The 23,617-nt window shown below is 37.7% G+C and carries 21 protein-coding genes; 18 read left to right on the top strand and 3 right to left on the bottom strand.

Annotated elements, in window-relative coordinates:
* Nucleotides 1–77: 77 nt before the first annotated feature.
* Entirely contained in the window at nt 78–626 is a 549-nt protein-coding gene (locus BM143_RS00395) for a hypothetical protein (protein ID WP_139221955.1), read from the bottom strand.
* 394 nt (nt 627–1,020) lie between these two features.
* Here BM143_RS00395 and BM143_RS00390 point away from each other — a divergent pair, with 394 nt between their 5' ends.
* From BM143_RS00390 to BM143_RS00325, 14 genes are all read left to right on the top strand, one after another.
* On the top strand, nt 1,021–1,620 hold the full coding sequence (locus BM143_RS00390) for a bifunctional nuclease family protein (protein WP_034725399.1): 600 nt from the start codon (nt 1,021–1,023) through the stop codon (nt 1,618–1,620).
* A 22-nt stretch (nt 1,621–1,642) separates the two neighbouring features.
* Nucleotides 1,643–3,025: a nucleoside permease gene (locus tag BM143_RS00385; protein ID WP_090021753.1), complete on the top strand. Its 1,383-nt coding sequence runs from the start codon at nt 1,643–1,645 to the stop codon at nt 3,023–3,025.
* Between the two features lie 117 nt (nt 3,026–3,142).
* A complete protein-coding gene (locus tag BM143_RS00380) occupies nt 3,143–3,697 on the top strand; it encodes an RNA polymerase sigma factor (RefSeq protein ID WP_090021752.1) in 555 nt (184 codons plus the stop codon).
* Nucleotides 3,663–4,382 (top strand): hypothetical protein, encoded by a 720-nt coding sequence (locus BM143_RS00375; protein ID WP_090021749.1) that lies wholly within the window; start codon nt 3,663–3,665, stop codon nt 4,380–4,382. The genes BM143_RS00380 and BM143_RS00375 overlap by 35 nt, the downstream gene beginning before the upstream one ends.
* Before the next feature lie 82 nt (nt 4,383–4,464).
* The gene (locus tag BM143_RS00370; protein WP_090021746.1) at nt 4,465–5,556 is read left to right on the top strand and encodes an OmpH/Skp family outer membrane protein; all 1,092 of its coding nucleotides are present in this window, start codon (nt 4,465–4,467) and stop codon (nt 5,554–5,556) included.
* Nucleotides 5,557–5,705: 149 nt separating this feature from the next.
* A complete protein-coding gene (locus tag BM143_RS00365) occupies nt 5,706–6,110 on the top strand; it encodes a hypothetical protein (protein ID WP_090021744.1) in 405 nt (134 codons plus the stop codon).
* Nucleotides 6,111–6,121: 11 nt separating this feature from the next.
* Nucleotides 6,122–6,538, top strand: a complete 417-nt coding sequence (locus tag BM143_RS00360; RefSeq protein WP_139221954.1) for a carbohydrate kinase family protein — start codon at nt 6,122–6,124, stop codon at nt 6,536–6,538.
* Between the two features lie 58 nt (nt 6,539–6,596).
* Complete coding sequence (locus tag BM143_RS00355) at nt 6,597–7,775, top strand: acetyl-CoA C-acyltransferase (protein ID WP_090021739.1); 1,179 nt, start codon at nt 6,597–6,599, stop codon at nt 7,773–7,775.
* A gap of 106 nt (nt 7,776–7,881) precedes the next feature.
* Nucleotides 7,882–9,372 (top strand): MFS transporter, encoded by a 1,491-nt coding sequence (locus tag BM143_RS00350; RefSeq protein WP_090021737.1) that lies wholly within the window; start codon nt 7,882–7,884, stop codon nt 9,370–9,372.
* A gap of 204 nt (nt 9,373–9,576) precedes the next feature.
* Nucleotides 9,577–11,742, top strand: a complete 2,166-nt coding sequence (locus BM143_RS00345; protein ID WP_090023845.1) for a M12 family metallo-peptidase — start codon at nt 9,577–9,579, stop codon at nt 11,740–11,742.
* Nucleotides 11,743–12,041: 299 nt separating this feature from the next.
* The gene (locus BM143_RS00340; RefSeq protein ID WP_090023844.1) at nt 12,042–12,968 is read left to right on the top strand and encodes a mevalonate kinase family protein; all 927 of its coding nucleotides are present in this window, start codon (nt 12,042–12,044) and stop codon (nt 12,966–12,968) included.
* Between the two features lie 10 nt (nt 12,969–12,978).
* Nucleotides 12,979–13,908: a UbiA family prenyltransferase gene (locus tag BM143_RS00335; protein ID WP_090021734.1), complete on the top strand. Its 930-nt coding sequence runs from the start codon at nt 12,979–12,981 to the stop codon at nt 13,906–13,908.
* 64 nt (nt 13,909–13,972) lie between these two features.
* Nucleotides 13,973–15,139, top strand: a complete 1,167-nt coding sequence (locus BM143_RS00330; protein WP_090021732.1) for a proline dehydrogenase family protein — start codon at nt 13,973–13,975, stop codon at nt 15,137–15,139.
* A gap of 225 nt (nt 15,140–15,364) precedes the next feature.
* On the top strand, nt 15,365–16,384 hold the full coding sequence (locus BM143_RS00325; protein ID WP_090021729.1) for a T9SS type A sorting domain-containing protein: 1,020 nt from the start codon (nt 15,365–15,367) through the stop codon (nt 16,382–16,384).
* A gap of 59 nt (nt 16,385–16,443) precedes the next feature.
* Here the strand turns inward: BM143_RS00325 and BM143_RS00320 are convergent, their stop codons facing one another.
* Nucleotides 16,444–16,980, bottom strand: a complete 537-nt coding sequence (locus BM143_RS00320; RefSeq protein ID WP_090021726.1) for a helix-turn-helix transcriptional regulator — start codon at nt 16,978–16,980, stop codon at nt 16,444–16,446.
* An 842-nt stretch (nt 16,981–17,822) separates the two neighbouring features.
* Between BM143_RS00320 and BM143_RS00315 the strand changes: the two genes are divergently transcribed.
* Nucleotides 17,823–18,932, top strand: coding sequence for a M14 family zinc carboxypeptidase (locus BM143_RS00315; protein ID WP_090021722.1), 1,110 nt, complete (start codon nt 17,823–17,825; stop codon nt 18,930–18,932).
* Nucleotides 18,933–19,008: 76 nt separating this feature from the next.
* On the opposite strand, the gene BM143_RS00310 is transcribed toward BM143_RS00315, so the two are convergent.
* Nucleotides 19,009–19,524 (bottom strand): DUF4920 domain-containing protein, encoded by a 516-nt coding sequence (locus tag BM143_RS00310; protein WP_090021721.1) that lies wholly within the window; start codon nt 19,522–19,524, stop codon nt 19,009–19,011.
* A 143-nt stretch (nt 19,525–19,667) separates the two neighbouring features.
* Between BM143_RS00310 and BM143_RS00305 the strand changes: the two genes are divergently transcribed.
* The 3 genes from BM143_RS00305 (at nt 19,668) to BM143_RS00295 (ending at nt 23,601) form a co-directional block, all read left to right on the top strand.
* Nucleotides 19,668–21,086 carry an APC family permease gene (locus BM143_RS00305; RefSeq protein WP_090021719.1) on the top strand — a complete coding sequence of 473 codons (1,419 nt, stop codon included), beginning with the start codon at nt 19,668–19,670 and terminating at the stop codon, nt 21,084–21,086.
* Nucleotides 21,087–21,251: 165 nt separating this feature from the next.
* A complete protein-coding gene (locus BM143_RS00300) occupies nt 21,252–21,692 on the top strand; it encodes a GPW/gp25 family protein (RefSeq protein WP_034725422.1) in 441 nt (146 codons plus the stop codon).
* 25 nt (nt 21,693–21,717) lie between these two features.
* Nucleotides 21,718–23,601, top strand: a complete 1,884-nt coding sequence (locus tag BM143_RS00295; protein WP_090021716.1) for a type VI secretion system baseplate subunit TssF — start codon at nt 21,718–21,720, stop codon at nt 23,599–23,601.
* Nucleotides 23,602–23,617 lie beyond the last annotated feature (16 nt).

Here is a 23,617-nt window from a genome sequence, read left to right as displayed (position 1 = left end):
CACAACTTACAATTCACATAAAAAATAAAAGCTCGGGCTTTTCCGGGCTTTTATTTTTGCTTAAATAATGAAGAGGCTTATTTGTTATCCGGGCACCAACGTTCACCATTACATATAAAATCTATAAACTGAAATCTGTTATTGGCTCCGGTTATCGTTACTTGTGTCCCGCTGTAGGTCCATCCAGGGCTAGCTCCTGCGCTCAATCCTGGGACATCAGTTATTCCTTTTACAGTAAGATTAATACTTCCGCCATATACATAAAATCTGATAGTTTTTCCTGCAAATTTATAATTTGGCATTGTTGGTAGGGTTATAGTGTGACTAAAGTCTACAAAGTAAACGTCTCTCACTTGGCTGGGGGTTAAACTTGACATATTGGTAGTCCCATTAAGAGCGAGTTCAGGTCCGAATTTTAAATTGGGAGCATCTACCTTTCGTACATTTCCGTCCTGATCGGTTGTCAGAAAGCTGTCATCATTATTTCCGTTTGGTATTGTACGAATTCTGGTATTTCCATTTACATCCAGAGTAGATGTAGGAGTTGCGGTATTAATTCCTATATTTCCTGTCTGTGTCAAAAAGATCTGCGGTACAAATAGAAGTAAAATACATTGTTTTTTCATTTGTTTTGTTGTTTTTAGATTATAATTTTTTAATTCATTTGTTTGATTTTGAATACTTTAAATTTTATAAGTTTTATTTGTTGTTAAATTATTTTATCTCTACTTACTTATTAAGTAATTTGATGTCACAAATATAATATTTAAAAATATGATTTATTTAAAAATAATCAAGTAATGATATTTTTAAATTAAATATTAACACATTTTGTTATTAAATTGATAATATTTAAACTTATTTTGCATTAAAGTACTAATATTGTTAACTGTTGGTGATTATTCTTTAAATAGAGATATTTTAAACTAGGTGGTTTTTCATTATTTTATTGCTCTTCGGACTTTAATTTTTGCGCAAAAAACTGAAATCACAATAAAAAATTAATCTATCTTTGTAGCTATGGATTATAAGCAGCTAATTATTCGCGGAATATCGTACAGTCAGACCCAATCGGGGGCGTACGCTCTGTTACTGGAGCATGAAGAGACACATATAAAATTACCTGTTGTCATAGGAAATTTCGAGGCTCAGTCCATCTCTCTTGGACTGGAAAAAGACATCCATCCGCCTCGTCCGCTTACCCATGATTTATTCACAAAATTTATAGTTTCAGCCAATTATGAATTGGTTTCAGTGATCATTTACCAGATCGTAGACGGCGTATTTTTTTCCAATATTAATTTCAAAAATAAAGCTAACGAAGAAGAACTGATCCTGGATGCAAGAACCTCAGATGCGGTGGCCATGGCCGTAAGATTTGACGCACCTATTTTTACCACTCAGCAGGTTCTGAACGAAGCAGGAATTCTTCTGGAACTGGAAGATGTTTCAAAAGAAGAACAACCTTTCTCGGAAACGGTACAGTCAGAAGACAATCTGAAAGCCGTATCGATGGAAGAACTTCAAAAATTACTCGATGAAGCCGTAAAAGAAGAAGACTTTGACACCGCTTTGGAAATTCAGGAAGAAATTAAAAGGAGGAAAAAGAAAATTGACTAAAAGAGATACTTTATACTAAACTATGAATTTAAAATTACGACTGACCATCCTCAGTTTTCTCCAGTTTTTTGTCTGGGGAGCATGGCTGATTACGATGGCTAATTTTTGGTTCGGTACAAAACACTGGGACGGAACCCAGTTCGGAGCCGTTTTCGGAACAATGGGAATAGCTTCTATTTTTATGCCGACCATCACCGGAATTATTGCAGACCGCTGGGTGAATGCTGAACGCATGTTTTCGGTACTGCACATCCTTTATGGTGTTGTGCTTTTTATATTGCCTCATTCCGCTGATCCTAATTCTTTCTTCTGGCTGATGCTTCTGGCCATGTGTTTTTACATGCCGACTATCGCTCTTGCGAATTCCATTTCTTACACCATCCTGAAAAACAGTAACCTTGATGTAGTGAAAGATTTTCCGCCGATCCGTGTATGGGGAACCATCGGGTTCATCGTAGCAATGTGGATTACCAATCTTACAGGAAACAAGGCTACGGAAGGGCAATTCTATATTGGAGGAGCTATTGCTGTATGCTTAGGAATCTATGCGCTGACCTTACCAAAATGTCCGCCACAGAAACTTATTGATAAAAGTGCTCCTTTATCGGAACAGTTGGGACTGAACGCATTTAAGCTTTTCGGAAGCTATAAAATGGCTTTATTCTTTCTGTTTTCAATGCTTTTGGGAGCTGCACTTCAGTTAACGAATGCCTACGGAGATGTATTCTTAAGTGAATTTTCTCATTTTCCAAAATATGCAGATTCTTTTGTAGTTCAGAGATCTACGATTATCATGTCTATTTCTCAGGTTTCTGAGACTTTATTTATTTTGGCGATTCCTTTCTTTCTGAAGAAATTCGGAATTAAAAAGGTAATGCTGATGTCGATGCTGGCATGGGTACTTAGATTTGGGTTCTTTGCGTACGGAGTTCCGGACGGATTTGGACTTTCTCTGATTATCTTCTCATGTATCGTTTACGGAATGGCCTTTGATTTTTTCAATATTTCAGGTTCTCTTTTCGTGGAAACAACTACTGATAAAAAGATCCGTTCTTCTGCTCAGGGATTATTCATGATGATGACCAACGGTTTTGGGGCTCTTTTCGGGAGCTACATCGCAGGTTGGGCTATTGATAAGTTTTTTACCCACAGATTTACGAACGTTGCAGACCTGACCACTTATCTGGACACGACGCCCGACAATCCAACGTTTCTGCAGATTCTTAAAGACAGCTTCAATTCAGCGATCAATGCTGATGGAACGCTTTCTTCTGTGGTTATGGTAAAAGACTGGCAGAACATATGGTTATCTTTTGCGATCTATGCATTGGTTCTGGCTATATTCTTTGCCATCTTATTCAGACATAAACACAATCCGGAAGAAGTTTCTTCAGTGAAACATTAATCCTACCAAACTGATTTTTAAAATATTAAATTGCACTTTTGAAAAAAAGGTGCAATTTTTTTTTATTTTCAGGCAACCTTTTAAAATAAATTCCGTCTTATAGATAGAAACCGATACATGGAGCATCTCGAAAAGAATTTTTTAATGGCTAAAAAGCAGGACCGGAAGGCCCAGAAAGCTCTGTATGAGATGTTTTCAGCTAAAATGCTGGCCATATCAAATTCTTATACGAACAATATTCATGATGCAGAGGATATCCTGATCGGTGCATTTATGAAATGTTTTACCAGGCTGGATGACTGCAGAGACTGGAACAGCTTTCCGTTTTGGCTGAGGAAAATTGTGGTGAATGATTCCATAAGCTTTGTCAGGAAGAGCAGGAATATCCTGTATGCCGATATAGAAATCGCAGATGACTATTCTGATGAAGATACGGATGAACGACTGGAGGAAATTAATATTGAAGAAATATTTTCACAGATGCCAACGGGATACAGATTGATTTTCAATTTATATGTATTTGAAGAGAAAAAGCATCAGGAGATCGCAGAAATTCTGAATATTTCAGAAGGGACCAGCAAAAGCCAGCTGAGCAAGGCAAAAAAATGGCTTACAGAATTTTTAAAAGCAAAAGAAAATGAAAAAAGAGATACTGAAACAGTTAAAGTCTGATTACGAGAGCCTCGAAAGAAGCCCTTCTGAAGAACTTTGGGACAGACTGGATCAGAAGTTGGATGAAACCTCTGATGCGCCTTTAAAACAGTCTTTTCATTGGTGGAAATATGCTGCCGTGATATTGTTGTTCATTTCTGCAGGAACTTTTATTTATTTCAACAATTATAAAACGAAATTTAATTATAAGGAAACGGATTATGTGGTGAAAAAAGGTCTTGAAAAAACAGTCAATCCAATCCATACTGATTTTGAAAATCCTTCTGTTATTTCGAATGATCAGCCGGTTGAGAAGAATGAAGTGAAAATAGTCAATGAAGATCATAAAAAACACACCTCTGATCAAGTTTTGCCCCGAACAAAAGAAAAGAAAATAGCAGAGACTCAGGTTATACAGCATAAAGAACAGACTCATACTTTGAAGCAGCCGGAAAATATTTTTATTAATCCGGGAAAGGTTGAAAATGTTACTCCATCCAACACTCCTGTAATTGCAGAAGTTATTAAATCAAAACAAAATTATATCAATCCTGATGAACTTCTTCTGGGAAGAGATTTTGATAAAGCCAAGGAAAAAGCCAGTAAGGATGAACGGAAACTGGGAGCTTTCAAGTTCGATAAAGTTGTTCCGAATGTGGGGAATGTGACCGTTTTGGGAGTGACCGTTTATCTGGAATCTAAATAAATCTTAAACTTTTATAAACTCAAAATACTGTCCTGGAACATGGACAGCGCTAAAATATTGTCTAAAAATTAAAAAAATAAATATGAGAACAAAACTAATTTTAATGGCTGCTGTAATGGCTTTTACATATAGTACCGCCCAGGAAAAACAAAATGTGAATCCAAAGATTAAAATCTATTCAAAGAAAATTGACAGCATTGTGGTTTCGGAAAAATTCAAAATGAATGCAGAGCTGGATATCATCGATAAAGATTTTAAAGAAAAGAAAATCACATCGGAAGAAAAACAGAAACAACGCACCGAAATTGCTTCTAAATACCAGCAAACCATCAATGAAAAAGTGGATGCCCAGCAAAGTGAACTGCAGTCTGCTACAAAAGAAATGGTTAAAAATGCAGTCTTTATGGATCGGGACAGCATTCATAAAAATGAAATGTGGGTGGGGCTTAACGGACTTAACATGAAATTGGGGCAGAAGAGAAAGACCAATCCGATACATTCTTTAAAGACGGTGGAGCTCTCTGTCAGTATGATGGGAACTGGTCTAACTTCTAAAAATCAGCCTTTTAATTTTTATGATAAGAATTCTGATACGAGAAATACAATCATCAACTCTTCACAAATGGCATTGAGATATGAAGGTCAGGTAGGAGGCTTTAAAAGTCCGGTATTTTACCGTGTCGGTTTAGGAATGAGATTTGACCAGTATGTTCCTAAATATGGAAAGATTTTCAAACAGGATGACGATAAGTTGTTCGTAGATGATTTTGACCGTGGCAATTTGAAGAAAACACAGTTCAACAATACCTACCTTTATGTACCGGTAGATTTAAGATTTGTATTGAATCCAAAATATGTGGAATATAACGGGGTTGAATATCTTGATAACAAAAAAAGACAGCTGAGCATTGTAATGGGAGTGTATGGCGGGGTGAAGATAGGAAGTGTGAATTATATAAAATATTCCAATGAAAATTCAAGAAGAATTGTAGAAAGAGAAAGAATAATGCAGGGCGTGAACGATTTTGTCGTAGGCGGGAAATTCGGAATCAGCTATGGAAGTCTTAAAGTGTTTGTTCAGAAAGACTTTACACCTGTATTCAATGACAGTGCGCTTCTGAAGAATAAATACGGAGTGCAAATCGGCATAGAATTCGTTAATATCATTTTTTAATTAAACAATAAAAAACGGTATTTATTGAAAATAATATATTTTTAATTGGTTTTTATTGATGCTAACGAATGTTTGTACGCCAATCATCCGTTTTTAAAACACACTGTTTATAAGTGTGTTTTTTTTTGTATTTTGGCACTTTAGTAAATATGAAAAATATTCAGTTATTAGGATTGATTTTAGTGGTGGCAGGCAGTTTTCTGCCGCTTGTACATGTTCCCATTATCGGAAACTGGAACTACTGGAAACTAGATCATTATCTGGCCATTGCCTGCTGGATTTTTGCAGCATGTGCCGTTTTTGGGATTGTGAACAGCAATGCGAAAGTGGTAAGGTTTTTTGGTGTATTATTGATTCTGCTATTTGCTTTCACATTAGTAGCGGTGAAAATGCAGTCTCTGGAATATTTCAGTTTTCTGCCATTTAAATCCTGGAGAGAAGCCTTTGCAGGAGTTGTAAAACTGAAATGGGGCTGGGCTGTAGAATTTTTAGGAGCCTTCCTGATGGTCTTTGCTATAGGCAGTAAAAAAGTAAATAAACGGACACAGATATAATGTACATAGATATGAAGCATTTAAAAATAGGAGCAGCAGCTTTATGTATGGTGGTATTTTCACAGGCTAAATCTCAGAAAACAGCAGTAGTTGGAAAGTCAGATGAGCCAGCCAAATGTAAAAATATCAGAGAAGGAAAATTTTTACGCCAAAACTATCCTGAGGGGATTTGGTATATGACCATTAAAGATAATATTCAGACTGAATATTTCAACAATGGTAAAGATTTTATAAAATCCACTCTTGTTTTTGTAGACGACTGTAACTATAAGGCGATAGTTCTGGAGAAATCAGATAAAAACGACCCGGTGCAGGTTGGAGATGTTTTCAATAATCAAGTGATAGAAACCCAGGATAATTTACTGAAAATACAGTCCAGAATTGAAAAGAACAAGTTCGAGGTAATCTACGTAAAAGTTAAAAAATAGAATAGTATAATGAGGCCGAAAGGCAGCATTTTGTTAAAAAAAGTAAAATATAATACACATGAAAGAAGTATTCATCGTTTCCGCAGTAAGAACACCTATCGGGAGTTTTATGGGAAGCCTTTCAACGGTTCCTGCTACGAAGCTGGGATCTGCTGCTGTAAAAGGAGCATTAGATAAAATCAATCTTGATCCGAAAAATGTTCAGGAGATCTATATGGGAAATGTGCTGCAGGCAGGAGAAGGGCAGGCGCCGGCCCGTCAGGTGGCATTAGGTGCAGGTTTGTCTATTGAGACGCCTTCTACTACAGTCAATAAAGTATGTGCTTCAGGGATGAAAGCGGTAACTATGGCTGCACAGGCTATTAAAGCAGGTGATGCTGAAGTGATCGTTGCCGGAGGTATGGAAAATATGTCTTCAGTTCCTCATTACTACAATGCCAGAATCGCTACTAAATTAGGCGATATCAAAATGCAGGATGGAATGGTACTGGATGGCCTTACAGACGTTTACGGTAAAGTTCATATGGGCGTATGTGCTGAGAAATGTGCTGTAGATTACAGTATTTCAAGAGAAGATCAGGATAATTTTGCGATAGAGTCTTACAAAAGATCTGCAAAAGCTTGGAGCGAAGGAAAATTTACGGAAGAAGTAGTTCCTGTAGAAATTCCTCAGAGAAAAGGTGATCCTGTTATCTTTGCTGAAGATGAGGAGTACAAAGCAGTAAACTTTGACAGACTTCCTACACTTCCAACCGTATTCAAAAAAGAAAATGGGACAGTGACAGCAGCTAATGCATCTACTTTAAATGATGGTGCTTCTGCTTTGATCCTTGTATCTAAAGAAAAAATGGAAGAATTAGGGCTTAAGCCTTTAGCTAAAATCGTTTCTTATGCGGATGCAGCTCAGGAGCCTGAAAACTTCACAACTGCCCCTGCAAAGGCGCTTCCGATTGCGCTTAAAAAAGCAGGTTTAGAGATTTCAGATATCGATTTCTTTGAATTCAACGAAGCATTCTCAGTAGTAGGTCTTGCCAATAATAAGATCTTAGGTCTGGATGCATCAAAAGTTAACGTAAACGGAGGAGCAGTAGCCATTGGACATCCACTGGGAAGTTCAGGATCCAGAATCATCGTGACGCTGATCAATGTATTGAAGCAAAATAATGCTAAATACGGCGCTGCAGCGATCTGTAACGGTGGTGGAGGAGCTTCTGCTATCGTGATTGAAAATATGTAAAATTCTCTTACAGAATATTTTGCCATTAAGGAATCGATAATTTTTCTAAATTCTTATCGATTTCTTAATGGTTTTTCTATTTTTGTGCTACTAATATTTATTTGAAATGTCTGAAATTGAGAATCAACAACCTCAAAACATAAAAAATAATCCACGGATTATGAAAGCTTGGGCCGTATACGACTGGGCGAATTCTGTTTATTCACTGGTGATTACTTCCACTATTTTCCCAATTTATTATTCCATACTCACCACAGCTTACGAGAAAAAGGAGTATGTGGAGGAAACAAAATCATGGATTGATGTTCCTGTAAGGCATATGATCAAGATTTTTGGGAAAGAATATCAGCCGGATGCGGTGTACGGATATTCACTTACGATATCGTTTTTTATCGTGGTGTTGCTTTCTCCGTTCCTGTCTTCACTGGCAGATACTATCGGAAATAAGAAATCATTCCTGCAGTTTTTCTGTTATCTTGGGGCTACCTCATGTATGGGGCTGGCTATGTTTACAGGAATGCACAACGTATTTCTGGGCCTCCTTTTCAGTATTACGGCGAGTGTCGGGTTCTGGGGAAGTCTTGTGTTTTACAACTCTTTCCTGCCAGATATTGCAACCCGGGATAAGCAGGATGCACTTTCTGCGAAAGGATATGTGTATGGCTATTTAGGTTCTGTAGTTTTGGTAGTTATTTGTCTGGTCCTGATTCAGGTTTTTGCAAAAGGAGCGGCACAACAGCTTTTATTTACAAGAATCAGCTTCCTGTTGACCGGTGCATGGTGGTTTGGTTTCTCTCAATACACATTTAAGCATCTTCCACAGTTTGGAGACGTGAAGGAAAAACTTCCAAAAGATTTAGTGCTTTTAAACTATAAAAATATCTTCAAAAAGCACGAAGAGCAAGGAGGGTTCTTTGAAGTTCTGAAAGATAATATGAGCTTCTATAAAGACATCGCCAAGGAAAGTTTCCATGAACTGTTCAAGGTAGGAGGTGTATTGTTTAAAGATAAAAACCTGAAGTTCTTCCTTTCTAGTTTTTTCTTTTACAGTGTGGGGATGCAGACCATTTTCTTAATGGCGACCTTATTCGGGAAAAGTGAGATCAATCTGGCTCAGGATAAACTGATCGGAACACTATTGGTGATTCAGATTGAAGCAATCATCGGGGCGGTAATATTCTCCAGGTTATCAAGAAAAATCGGAAACAGGAATGTGATTTCAATTGCTATTGTATTGTGGATCGTTGCCTGTCTTTGGGCCTACTTCCTGAACAAGGAAAATCCTACGGTAGAATATCAGTTTTATGGCGTAGCAGCGGTAGTAGGATTAGTAATGGGTGGGCTTCAGGCAATGTCTAGATCTACCTATTCGAAACTTCTTCCGGAAGACTCTATGGAAAATACCACGTATTTCAGTTTCTATGATGTACTGGAAAAAATAGCGATCATTATCGGAACATTCATTTTTGCTACATTGATCGAACATTTCAATAATATGCGTATTGCAGCGCTTTCCATGACTTTATTTTTCGCGACGGGACTTATCCTGATCCGGTTTCTTAAGGTCAATATGTTGAAAGACAGAGATACTTTGTAAATAAAAGAATAAAATAATATATAATAAGGCGTTATCAGATAACGCCTTTTTTTATGCCTTAAATTGTCAGAGGTCTTGAAATAAATAAATTCAATGTAAATAGTGGATTTGTTATTAACAGACTAAAAAGTTGAGTTAAAATATTGGATATTTTTCACTGCAGTTTGATTTTTTTTGTTTATTTGTAAATCTAATTAAATGAAAATGACAAGAAAAATCCTACTGCTATGCTTGTTGCAATGCTTTGTTCTTAGTTTTTCCCAAAAACTGAGACCGGTTGCACAAAAAATAACCGAATACCACACAGAAAAAAATACTTTTCAAAAGTATGATCTGTTTGAGGTCAACAAGACTTCTCCCAAGTTCGCTGAATACAAAAGAGCAGCGACAGACATTACTGCTATCACTGTGAAATCTGCCGAACTGAAAAGGTTGGTTAAAGAAAAGCCCGAATACTTTGAAATTAGTTTTCCTTTTGATGGAGGTAAACAGATTACCGTAGAGCTTTATAAAAACCAGATTTTCACCAACGATTTTAAGGTCGTTACGAATAAAGGAGAGATCATCAACTATACGCCGGGTGCTTACTACATCGGAATTGTGAAAGGAGATAATACTTCGGTGGCTGCTTTCAGTTTCTTCGATAATGATATTGTAGGCGTGGCTTCTACTTCTGAACTGGGAAATGTTATTCTCGGAAAGGCAAAAAATTCCGAAGATTTTGTTAGTTATTCCGAATCTAAGCTGACAGGTGCTAATCCTTTCGTATGCGGTGTAGATGAACTGAAAGAAAATCAGGCAAAAAATATCTCATTTGATCCGGCTTCCAACAAAAAAGCAATGACAGAAAACTGTGTGAGAATTTATTATGAGGTATGTTTTAAACCTTATCAAAATAATAACTCTGACGTAGCCACTACGACCAATTGGCTTACCGCTGTTCATAATAATATTGCGGCGCTTTACAGCAATGATGAGATCAGAATAGCATTGAATGAAATCTATATCTGGACCACCCAGGATCCTTATACAGGAACACCCAATGCTAATCTTTCCAGCTTTAGAAATAACAGGCAGACATTTAACGGGGATCTGGCCCATTTGATCAATGCTCCGGCTACGACCAGTGTGGCGTATATCAATTCTCTATGCGGAACCTACAAACACGCGTATTCCGGAATTTCTCAGACTTACTCTGAGGTGCCTGTTTATTCATGGACTATTCAGGCGATGACACACGAAATGGGACACAGTTTAGGGTCTCCTCATACGCATGCCTGCGCGTGGAACGGAAATAATACAGCGATTGACGGGTGTGGTGCTCAGGCTGGTTACAGTGAAGGGTGTACAGGCCCGATTCCTTCTACGACAGTTAAAGGTACCATCATGAGCTACTGTCACCTGGTTTCAGGGGTAGGTATAAGCTTTAGTAATGGCTTCGGACCACAGCCGGCTGCTTTAATCAGAAGTACTATTGATTCAAAACCTTGTCTGGGAACCAATTGTACTACGGCATGTGGAACTACAATTACCCAGATGAATATTTCAAATATCACCCAGGTTTCAGCCAATGCAGCGTTTACTGATGCTGTTTCAACGACATGGAAATATAAGCTTACCAAAATGGACGGAACGCTTGTAGAATCAGGAAATACAAGTTCTCAGGCGCTCAATTTCAATAATCTTCAGCCTGCAACTTATTATAATTTGTCTATAGGGACCAATTGTTCCGCATCTAATGCCTTTCAGAGAACTCAGGTATTCCTTACGGATGCTGCATGGTGTGAAGGCGCCTTATTTACGGATACCGGTGGCCAGACTGCAGGCTACGGAAATAATGAAACGATTGTTAAAACATTTTATCCGGCTTCCGGAGCCCTTACAATGAATTTTACAGAGTTTGCTTTGGAACAGGATTATGATTTTATGTATGTATATAATGGCCCTTCCACGGCTTCTCCTTTGTTTTCCAACGGAAATAACCTGACAGGAAATACAGTGCCGGGACCATTCACTTCTACCCATTCTTCGGGAGCTATTACAGTAAGGTTTGTATCTGATCCGGGGGTTACAGGAAACGGCTGGAAGGCTGGTTTTTCATGTGCCGCCCTTGGGGTTGATGATGTAACTAAAAATGATAACGGCATAAGTATTTATCCAAATCCTGCTAAAAATATGATCGTTATTTCATCCAGAGAGGGTTTAAAATCATATACAATTTATGATGAATCAGGAAGACTGGTGATTTCAGCTTCTTCATTGAAAGGGAATAAGCAGGAAGTTAATATCTCCTCGATCCAGACAGGAAATTATATCGTAACCGTAGAAACGGATAAACAAACGGTGAATAAAAAATTGATTAAACATTAAGGGAAGCAAGAAAGCTTGATGCAGGAAGAGGGAAGTTATGAAGAACTAAAATAGAAAAAGTAGACAATATTTAGACTATTTTAAATAGTGTCAATGATCAGAAATGATCAGCACAATATAACTTCCAGCCTCATTCTCCCATCTTCCAATCCTACTCAAAAAAAGCCTGATTATTTCAGGCTTTTTTGCTGAATCGAAGTTAAAAATTGTTTTTATGCATAAATAAATTGGAATTCGGCGTGAGTTTTGCTTATATTCAGCGGAATAATTTTAACTTTGTAAAAAGATTTATTGTCAAAATGACGAACCCTCTATTTTATGCAAAAATAATTCTGTTCGGAGAATATGGGATGATTGAAGACTCCCAGGGGCTTGTAGTACCTTACAGTTTCTACAAGGGAACCCTTAAATTCTCAGATTTGAGTTCTGAATTTGAACTTAAATCCAACAGACATCTGCAGAAATACTCTGACTTCCTTGCAGCGCTTGATCTTTCTGATGATTTTCAGTTGGATATTGAACGCTTTAAAACCGATATTACATCCGGACTTTTCTTCGATTCCAATATTCCTCAGGGATATGGTGTAGGAAGTTCAGGAGCTTTGGTGGCTGCTATTTTCGAAAAGTATGCCCTGAATAAACTGGATCCTGAACAGATTTCAAAAGATAATCTGAAGAAATTAAAAACCGTTTTCGGGGAAATGGAAAGCTATTTCCATGGTAAAAGTTCTGGAATGGATCCATTGATATGTTATATGAACCTGCCAATCCTTATCGAAAATAAAGAAAACCTGGACCGGGTTTCCATTCCTGATGGTGAGGAAGGGAAAGGAGCTATCTTCTTAATTGATAGTGGTATCACAGGCGAAACCGGACCAATGATCCAGATCTTCTTTGAAAAAATGAAAACGGAAGGTTTCCGTAAGACATTGAAAGAAGAGTTCATCCGTTACAACAATGCGTGTATAGAATCATTCCTTAAAAAAGATATGAATCCTTTCTTCAGAAACCTGAAAAAGCTTTCTCACTGGGCGTATGAACATTTCCGTCCAATGATTCCTGAAAGTATTTTCAATATCTGGAAAAAAGGACTGGACTCTAATGCCTATTATCTGAAGCTCTGCGGAAGCGGCGGCGGCGGGTATATCCTGGGTTTCACCAAAGACTATGCGAAAGCTGAGAAAATGCTTGACGGCTTCCAGAAAGAAGTGATCTACAGATTTTAAATAGGTTGGAATGAATTCTGAAAAAGAAACTTTCCAATCTAAAAATTATGTCTCTAAATCTATATTTTACAGATTTTCACAATTCGTGGGCTTTCTGATCGGCGCAAGATTTTTTGTAGCAATATTGCTTACTTTTGCGCTGTATGTTTCTACTTTTTTCCTTTTTAATCAGGATGAAACCTTTAGAAAATTCGTCTTCGATTTTAAAGTTCACGGTATTATTTTCTGTACGGTTATAACCATTCTGGCGGGCGGAATTATCAATCAGTTTTACGATCTTGAAAAAGACCATGTGGTAAAACCTTTCCGTACCAGGATTCAAAGCTTTATCAAACAGAAATATTTCTTATACGCTTATCTTGTCCTGACAGCTATTTCTCTTGGCGTTGCCTGGATGATTTCCCATAAAGTTTTCGCTTTCTTTCTTGTTTATCAGTTTTTTATGTGGTTTTACAGCCATAAGCTGAGCAGGATTTTAATCATTAATAATCTCACTTTTGTAAGTCTCACACTGTATCCTTTTTTCGGAATGATGGTGTACTATGAAACCTTTTCCAAGAAGGTAGTGCTGATGGCTATTTTTCTGTTTCTGATTCTTCTGTGCATCGATATTGTCAAGGATATGCTGACGAAAAGCGTGGACAAAGCATTTGGCTATATTACCATTCCGAACTATTTTAAAACCAGAAATACTCAGATAATCATTATTTCGTTATTGATAGTTACGATGGCAGTTTCCATGAAACTTATTGCTAAAACAGGGATCTCAGGTTTTATGGCTTACTATTTTACGGGGGGACTGTTTGTGATGATCCTGTGTATTTACCTGTTGCTGGATTCATCCAGAAGAAGTAAATTCTTTACACTCAATATATTAAGGTTCTGGGTTTTTGTCGGAATTATTGCCATGCTGCTGAACGGAATTGAGAGCAAATTATAGAAAATTTTCTTTAAATAAACTGAGGTTATTATTACCTTTGCAAAACTAAATTTAATAAAAAGGAATGCCCATTTTTAACGATACTAAAGTTGCATTTGCAGACAAGTCTGATGCACAATTGAGAAAGGCGTACTGGATGTTTAAGATGATTGAACAGCCGGCTCTTACCAGCCTTGGAACTTCTGTCCTTAATTTTACGGTACACAACAATTTTCCTTTCGTGACCGGAATTGTAAAAAGCACTTTGTTTGAGCAGTTCTGCGGAGGGGAAACCCGTGAAGAAAGTATGAAGGTGGTGAAACAGCTTTTCAAAAGAGGAGTGGGAAGTATTTTCGATTATTCTATTGAAGGTAAGGAGGATGAAGAAACTTTCGATGCGGTATGCAAAGAGATTAAAGATATCATCAGATTTTCTGTAGGAAATCCTGCGATCCCTTTTATTGTATTTAAACCAACAGCTTTTGGAAGAATTGATCTGTATGAAGCAGTAGGAAACGGTTCAGAATTGACGTCAAGTCAGAAAGAAGAATGGGCGAGAGTGGTAAAAAGATTTGATGAAATATGCAGTCTTTGCCATGAACATGACAAGAAAGTAATGGTAGATGCTGAAGAAACCTGGATGCAGGATGCGGCGGATCATCTTTGTGAAGAGATGATGGAAAAATACAACCAGGAAAAGCCCATCGTTTGGAATACCATCCAGATGTACAGAACCGGAAGACTGGAATATATGGAGGAAAACCTTCAGAGAGCCAGAGAAAAAAATTACTTTATCGGGTATAAGATTGTACGTGGTGCTTATATGGAAAAGGAAAGAGCAAGAGCTGCTGAAAAAGGCTATGCAGACCCAATCCAGCCGACTAAGGAAGCTTCAGATAAAAACTATAATGCGGGAATTGATTTCGTGATGAATCATCTGGATAAAGTATCGGCATTTTTCGGCACCCATAATGAGATTTCCTCAGAACTGATTATGGATAAGATGAAGGCTAAATCTATTGAAAACGGCAATCCGCATATCTATTTTGGACAGCTTTACGGGATGAGTGATAATATTTCCTTCTATCTGTCGGATAAAGGTTATAATGTGGCTAAATATCTGCCGTATGGACCTGTTAAGGATGTTGTTCCTTATCTTACCAGAAGAGCAAGAGAGAACACGTCTGTAGCCGGACAAACGGGAAGAGAACTTGGGCTGATTAAAAAAGAGCTTGAAAGAAGAAGAAAATAAGAATACTTTATTATAATATACGAGACCTGCAGCAATGCAGGTCTTTTTTTGTTGGATGAATTTATAGGAAAAAGTGCTGTTCGTTATTCATTTCAATAGTCTTATTCTATTATTGATAATTTTATAAAATTAACGTTATGTTATGTATGTTTTAAAATTATTAACTTATTGTTGTTTATTTGATTACAATTTACTATATTTGATTAAACCATAAAAAACTAATACATGAAAAAAACATTACTCGTTGCTGCCTTAATGGCGGTTAACTTTATCCTCTCCCAAACCTACAATAATGGCGGTTTAAGTACGGGCGCAACTTCTAAAGGAGGTACTGCAGCACCTGCCGGATATACATGGTCTGAACTTCAGAATAATACCGGAAATACAACAGAATCCAATACCAGCTTGGGATTGGGCGGAACTTTCAGCTCGGCAACAGCAAGTTTTTTTATTGCTGATGACTTTACGGTTCCTGCCGGATCTTCATGGCAAATCACTACCATTGATTTTTTTGCCTATCAAACCAATTATGCAGGAGCAACTGCTCCTTTTAATACGGTGAGGGTAAATATGTTCAGCTCAGATCCTTCTGTAGCGGGTGCTGTAAGTGTATATGGAGATGATACCACCAACAGATTCAGTGCTGCAGTAGATGCTAATATGTACAGAACAGGAAATACTTCGGTGCCGGTTGCTGCAGTACCTACTACTGTAAGAAAGATATGGAAAGTTACAGCAAGTACTCCTAAGACTTTAAGCCCGGGAACCTATTGGATAAAATATCAGTTGCAAAATGTAGTGACTGCAAGCGCGGGCTTTTTACCGCCTGTTACGATTGTAGGAAGCAGAGGGCTTCCCACATTTAATGCTAAACAATTTGATGCAATTTTGAGCACCTGGGCGCCTATTACAGATACCGGAAACCCTGTAGCAGCTCCGGATGTTCCTTTGGACATGCCATTCGTTATTACATTTACCGCAACCACGCTGGGTACACAGGAGACGATGCAGTATGACAACAGGATTCAGGTGTATCCTAATCCGGCAAAAGACAATTTCAGAATTAATAATCCTGAAAAGCTTAAGATAAGCAGTGTAGAAATTATAGATGCTTCCGGAAAGCTGGTAAGAACATTGCAGGGGTCGGAAGAATACAGTGTTTCAGATCTGCCTAAAGGAAATTACATTCTGAAAATAAAGAATGAAGGTGGACTTACTAAAATAACAAAACTATTAAAGCAATAGCTTTAGTTTTCTTCTTCAAATATTTTTTATCCTGGCCAATTTCTTTGGCCAGGTTTTTTTTAGGGCTCAAAACTCTCAAATTTTCCGTTTTCATAGAACAGAACGATGCGTTTTATTTTATTTGATTGATTTCCAATGACTTGACTGATAATTTGTTCATTCGAATTGTCTAATCGCTGAGAATCTGATATATTTTCCCGAGTCTTATATGGGGGCGGTATAAACGATTCTCGCGGGCCCTCTTTTACAGCCTCAATTTCCTCTTCTGCTCCGAAATCTTCATCATCTTTCATCATGGTAAACAGATCGGGGAGCGGAGTAGGCTTTCCTTTCCCATCTTCAGCTTTTTCTTCAGTTGACGATTCTACTTCCGGCAATTCTGACTTCAGCATTTCACCTTCTCCATTAACCAGCCAATCCCAAAGAATCTCCGGGAAACTGGATTTGATCTTAATGATGAATTCAAGAGACGGCTTGTTTCTTCCGGAAGTAATATGGGAAATGGAAGAGCGCTGCACATCAATTGCATCTGCAAACTCGGAAGGGCTGAGATTGGAATACTCAATAACTTTGGAAATTCTTTCGTTTAAACTCATAAAAATAAGTTGTCAATTGTTTTACAAATGTAAATATTAAAATTTACATAAGCAAATTACATAAGTAAACTATGTTTGTTTTTTTGAATATACAGATGTAAATAGTTGTAATTAGCTTGAAGACAGTTAATTGAACTGTTTGTATTTCCTTTAAACCTCTATTTAACAAAGTAAACACCATTTTTAAGCTGATCAATTTTTAGAACTAATTACTTTTAAACATTCTATTTTGGTATGGCTAAGTAATGCTGATTTACGCATTAAGTAGTAGGTAAATAGCTGGTTATTAATGTTTTTAAATGTAAACTCATAATTATTGCCTATTACTACGAAATAAAGGCTTTTTGAGCCATAAAACCTCTTTATTTGCTGTATACAAACGTAAACTATACATACAAACACTTAATTATGAGTATTTTACGGTTAATTGTCTTAGATTGTATCTATTAATAAGTTCTTATTTTCTGATTGTCAATAGAAAGAGTATACATCAAAGCTAAACTTAGATTGAATTTCACAGATAATGGCGAAAAAACAGTGATTTACATTTGTATACATATATAACTTCCTAAGTTTTCCACATTAATCTTGTTTAGTTATATTATGCCTATTTACTGATTAACAGGCTTTTCTGCACTTAAAGCAATATTGTAAATATGATTGATGTAAACTTTGTAAGGTATTGAATTTAAGTTAGTTAATATATGGTGTTTAGATTATATTCAATTAACAATTTTATCCACAGACAAAATGGCAGTTGGTGCTGTTTGGTAAGGTTACAAATGTTAACTAATATTTTTTGACTAAAAATCATTAAATTTGACTCTTGTAAATTATTGATAATGAATTTTGAGCAGATCTATTTTCCAAACCCTAATTTCTTAAACCGCTATATTTCCCCTGAAAAATTATTTTCTTATCTACAGAACAATCTCAGCGGTTATATTCAGGAGATTGGAAGATCATATTTAGATAAACCTATTTACCAGTTAAGCATCGGAACAGGAACCATTAAAGTTCTTGCCTGGTCTCAAATGCACGGAAATGAATCCAACGCCACTCACGCGATGCTGGATCTCCTGGAAACTTTGGATAAGGCTCCGGAAATGAAGGAAGATCTTTTTAGTAAGATAAGGCTTGATTTTATTTTTATGCTAAACCCTGACGGATCTGAAAAATGGACAAGGCTGAATGCTGCAGATATTGATCTCAACCGTGACTTTCACAACGAGTCAAGTACAGAGATTAAATACCTTAAAAAAGCTGCTGCTTCCAATACCTACGATTATGCCTTAAATCTTCACGAGCAGAGAACGATTTTTACCACAGACGGAATACATCCTGCTACACTTTCGTTTCTGGCACCTTCGGAAAATATAGAGCGTACGGTGACGGAGAACAGGAAAAAATGCATGGCGGTTATAGGACAGATTTATGATCATTTAAAAGAATTGATCCCGAATCAGATCGGAAGATATTCTGATGAGTTTTATCCGACTTCTACCGGAGACAATTTTATCAAAGCAGGGATGCCTACGATTTTGTTTGAAGGAGGACATTTCGCAGGTGATTATCCAAGGAAGGGAACCAGAAAATATTATACAGTAGCTTTATATTATGCATTAAAAGCAATCAGTGAACTAAACTCTGATATTGAAGGCTGGGAAAAATACCTTGAGATCCCCGAGAATCAGGAAACCCATTACGACATTATTTACAGGAATGTAAGACTGAATACGGATCATGAATGTATTCTGGATGTTGCGGTTCAGTACCGTGAAGTGATAGAGGAAGGAAAGGATGAGATATCTTTTGTTCCTTTTGTCATGGAAGTGGGCGACGTGAAGAAAAGAAGAGGCTGGATAGAAATAGACTGTACAGGAAAGAAATTCGTGGCACCGACTAAATATCCGAAACTGGATGCTGTGGCAGAATTTACGATAGAAGACTAGATTATTATTAAACTTAAAATAAAACGTCCTCAGAAATACTATTTTCTGAGGACGTTATTGTATGGTAAAACGAAATTTAGTTGACTACTTTAATTCCATTGGCTACAAATCTGATCTCTTCTTTAGGAGTCGTGATGGCGTCAATTTCAGCCTGAGGTTTTTTAGCATCCTCAGCGTAGTGTTTCTGTTCGTCTATAGAAGTTACTTTTCTTTCTGCAGTTCCTTCAAGCACTACAGTTTTCCCTTTTAAAGCAGTAGGTACGAAGAATGCATAATCTTTCATTTTCACGAAAAACTGAGAATTATCTTCAGTCTGGATCGTAAGCCAGCATCCTTTTTTCTCGCATACATCAGTTACTTTTCCTTTCACTGCTACACCTTCCACTTTTTTGTTATCTTTTTTAAGCTTCTTGCTTAATTTATCTACGGTAATGGCTTTAGACTCGGACGTCGAAACAACTCCAGCTCCATACGTATCACCTACAATGGCATTACCTTCCGGTGGTCCGAATTTTTTCTGTGATGTCTCCTGTGCAAAAGCTAAAGTGGAAACACTCACTGCTGCTGCAAATAATATAGCCTTGAATTTCATTTTTAATATTTTTTTCAAAAGTACTAATTAAAATTGAATATTAAATTGAGAAATGGTTGATAAAAAACAGGTGGTGCAGTAAATTTTAAACAAATTTCAAAACGAAAGACAGATTTGATTATATTTGACGCCTATACTTGACTATGCAAAAAAAACTGAAACTTTGGGACGCCATTATGTTGGTAATGGGCTCTATGATCGGAAGTGGGATCTTTATTGTAAGTGCTGATATGATGCGGAACCTGGGATCAGGGTACTGGCTGATTGTAGTGTGGGTGATCACCGGAGTGATGACGGTAGCTGCAGCTATCAGCTACGGAGAACTTTCGGCTCTGTTTCCAAAGGCAGGCGGACAATACACTTATCTTAAAGAGATTTTCGGCAAAAAGATGGGATTTCTTTATGGTTGGGGCTTATTTACGGTGATTCAGACAGGAACTATTGCCGCTGTGGCGATGGCTTTCGGTAAATTTACAGCCTATCTCGTTCCTTCATTGAATGATGCGGCACCTCTTTTTCAGAGTGGAGAATTTAAAATCACCTGGATACAGATTCTGGCAATAGCCGTTATTCTTTTGCTGACATATATTAATACACGCGGCGTTGAGAGTGGAAAACTGCTTCAGAACGTGTTTACCGGTTCAAAAATCATAGCCTTAGTAGGCTTGATTGCCGCAGGATTCATTTTGGTTGATTTTTCGCATCTGGCTGAGAATTTCAGTTTAGGTTCGGATTCATTTAATAATCTTAAAAAAGACATCAGCGGTAATTTCCTTAAAGAAGGCTGGGAGCCTATCGGGGGAATGACTCTGCTTGGAGGAATCGCAGCAGCAATGGTAGGTTCTGTGTTCAGTTCTGTAGCCTGGGAAAGCGTAACTTTCGTTTCCGGAGAAGTAGAAAACCCGAAAAAGAATATTGTGAAATCAATGATCTACGGAACTTCTGCCGTGATGATTCTTTATATTGCGGTTAACTACGTTTACTTAAACGCTTTGGATAGAGACGGTATTGCCTTTGCTACGAACGACAGGGTAGCGGTAGCCGCATCTCAGAATATTTTCGGAAGTGCGGGGACCATAATTATCGCCGTTCTTGTGATGGTATCTACATTCGGATGTAACAACGGACTGATTCTGGCGGGTGCAAGAGTATTTCAAACCATGGCCAAAGACAGAATGTTCTTTAATTCCGCAGAAAAAAATAATAAAAATGAAGTTCCTGAAAATGCTTTATGGATGCAGGGAATATGGGCTTCCATATTATGCCTGAGCGGACAGTACGGAAATCTTTTGGACATGATCTCTTTTGTGATAGTTTTATTCTACATGATTACCGTTTTCGGGGTTATTTATTTAAGATTTAAAAAACCGGACCTTGAAAGACCTTATAAAACATGGCTGTACCCGGTAACGCCTATTATCTATCTTCTGATAGGAACAGGCTTTTGTGTACTACTTCTGATCTACAAACAGCAATACACCTGGCCTGGATTTGTAATGGTCCTGCTGGGACTTCCGGTCTATTATTTCATTAACAGAAAAAAGACGGCAGATCAATCATAATTTTTTTACCGTATTAACCCTATTTAAGGCTTCCGTAAAATCCCGGAAGCCTTTATTGTATCTGATATTTTTTGAGGTATTTTCCTATTTATTTCATGAAAATGTGTATTTTGGTAGCTCTTTTTAAGTCAACTAGACCATGAAGTAAAAAATAAGAAGCTGACTATGGATACACCAAATTACAGAATGCCTTTTGTACCTTCAACACTCATGACTGAAGGCGGAAGCATTGATATCTGCGACATGGGCGAAAGCATTGCGCATAATATCATGCTGCTGATCACCACCAAAAAAGGCGAGAATAGATATGATGACAACTATGGAAACGACGTCTGGAACCTGGAATTCGACAATGGGGTTACCAGTGCCGTATGGGAAAGCGTTTTCATTAAAAGCCTGAGAAGGCAGATTCAGGAGTATGAACCCCGGATCGTACAGGCGCAGGTTGATGCCCACATTCAATTTGTAGAACACAGCTACGATACCAAAGAACACACAGAAATCAAAAAGAAAGTAAGAATTGCCATCAATGCAAAAATGGAGGCAACGGGAGAGCGTTTCAGCTTTTCTACAGAATTATTTTTAAGTCCGATGTCTATTGACTAAATGTTTTTAACTGCAAGAAAAATTTATGAACTTAGATCAAAATATATACTCCAAAGAATCTGTAAAGGCAAGAATGCTTCAGAACGCCACCAAAGTGTGGGGACTGAAAAGCCCGCAATCTCTGGACCCTTTTGTAAAACTACTGATAGACGCATTCAGTACGGAAGTCTTTAAAGCCAATAACGAGATTCAGACCGTAAACGCCCGTATCCTGGAGAAACTGGCCAAACTTCTGACACCATCCATTTATACCCATCCGATTCCGGCTCATGCGGTGGCTTTTACGCTGCCTTATGATTCTTCGGAAGTATTACTGGAACACACGGAATTCTTTTTCCGTAAACAGATGACCTCTACGGTGAAATCAGAATCAGACAAACAGCTGAATATTCCTTTTACACCTGTAGGAAATGTACGGATCAATAAAGTACAGACAGCTGTCATGTTTGTAGGAAATACCTGCTATAGCGTAGACGACAGGCTTAATAAAATTCCGGTAGCCAGATTTCAGGGGAAACCTGAAGATTACAGAAAGATTACCATCGGAGTGGATGTAAGCAGATATGCGAGCGAGAATTTTCCTAAATATGTAAGCGTATTTTGCTCAAACCCGGCTTTTGAGCATATGGATTTTGTGTACAAACTTCTTCCTTATATTACGGTGACGAGCAATGGAAACCCCTTATTTGTGAGGGAAGGGCTTAGCTATCTGAGCAATAATCAGCCTGAAGGATATGAGCAGATGTTCAAAGAGCAGTCTATCCGAAACAAGGCCATTGAAGATATTAAAAGTATTTACCGACATAAATTCATAGAAATCACAGGACTTTCAAGCAGTCTTTTCTCAGAACCTGGAAAACTTCCACAGAATCTGGATTTTCTGGATGGAAAAGAGGAAATCAAAAAACAGATTGGAGACAAGCGTTATTTGTGGCTTACTTTCGAATTCCCACCGCAGTTTTCTGCTGAGATCCTGGATAATTTCTCATTTGTGATGAATGCTTTCCCGGTTTACAACAGAGGCTGGAAAAAAACAGAATACAGTCTGGACATTATGGGGAACAATATTCCTCTGGTTACAGACGAAGGTGAGCATTTCCTTTATGTAGATGAGGTTCAGGATGGCGATGGAAGAAAATACACCGAAATTCCTTTTACCCCTGCGGATGATCTTAAAAAAGGTCTGTACACGGTAAGAAAGGGAGGAATGGAGCGTTTTACCAACAGAAATGCGGTAGACATGATCGCGAATGTGCTGGAACTTACCAGAGATGAGATCGCTGCATTTTCACTTTTAAACAGGGATAATGTTAAAGGAGTCCTCAGCGAAATGTCGGACAAAATGAAGACGATGGTGCAAAAGGTGAACAACGCCAAAAGGAATATCAGACAGGAACTGAATTACGTCATCATGGAGCCTGTAGAAAAAACAGACCATACGTATGCTTCTTTCTGGGTGACACATTGTACTCTGGCCAATCATATGCGTCCGGGAACTGAGCTTTCCAATCAGTTGAAATCACAGACGGTGGTACTTCTTACTGAGACGATTGGAGGTGCAGAAGAGCAAAAAGGAACAGACAGTATTCAGGCTTACAAATATGCGTTAACGACAAGGGATAAAATCATTTCTCTGGAAGACGTTAAAAACTACTGCAGAATGATCCTTAAAGATGAGGTGAAGGAAGTGAGGGTAAGAAGAGGAACCATGATCAGCAATCGCCCTAAGGAAGGTTTTGTAAGAACCGTTGAGGTGGAAATTATTCCGCAGAACTATTCTTTTTACGGAAGAGCCTACTGGGAAAATATGGCTAATATCCTGAGAAACCAGATTATTTCAAAAGCAATTGACGGAATCGAGTATGTAGTAAAAATCAACAATGAAGACATCGATCTTGACGAAATATAACCAAAATTAAAATTAT

The organism is Chryseobacterium oleae (genome assembly GCF_900115055.1).
Classification (GTDB): Bacteria; Bacteroidota; Bacteroidia; order Flavobacteriales; family Weeksellaceae; genus Chryseobacterium; species Chryseobacterium oleae.
This window is presented reverse-complemented; position numbering and strand designations above follow the sequence as displayed.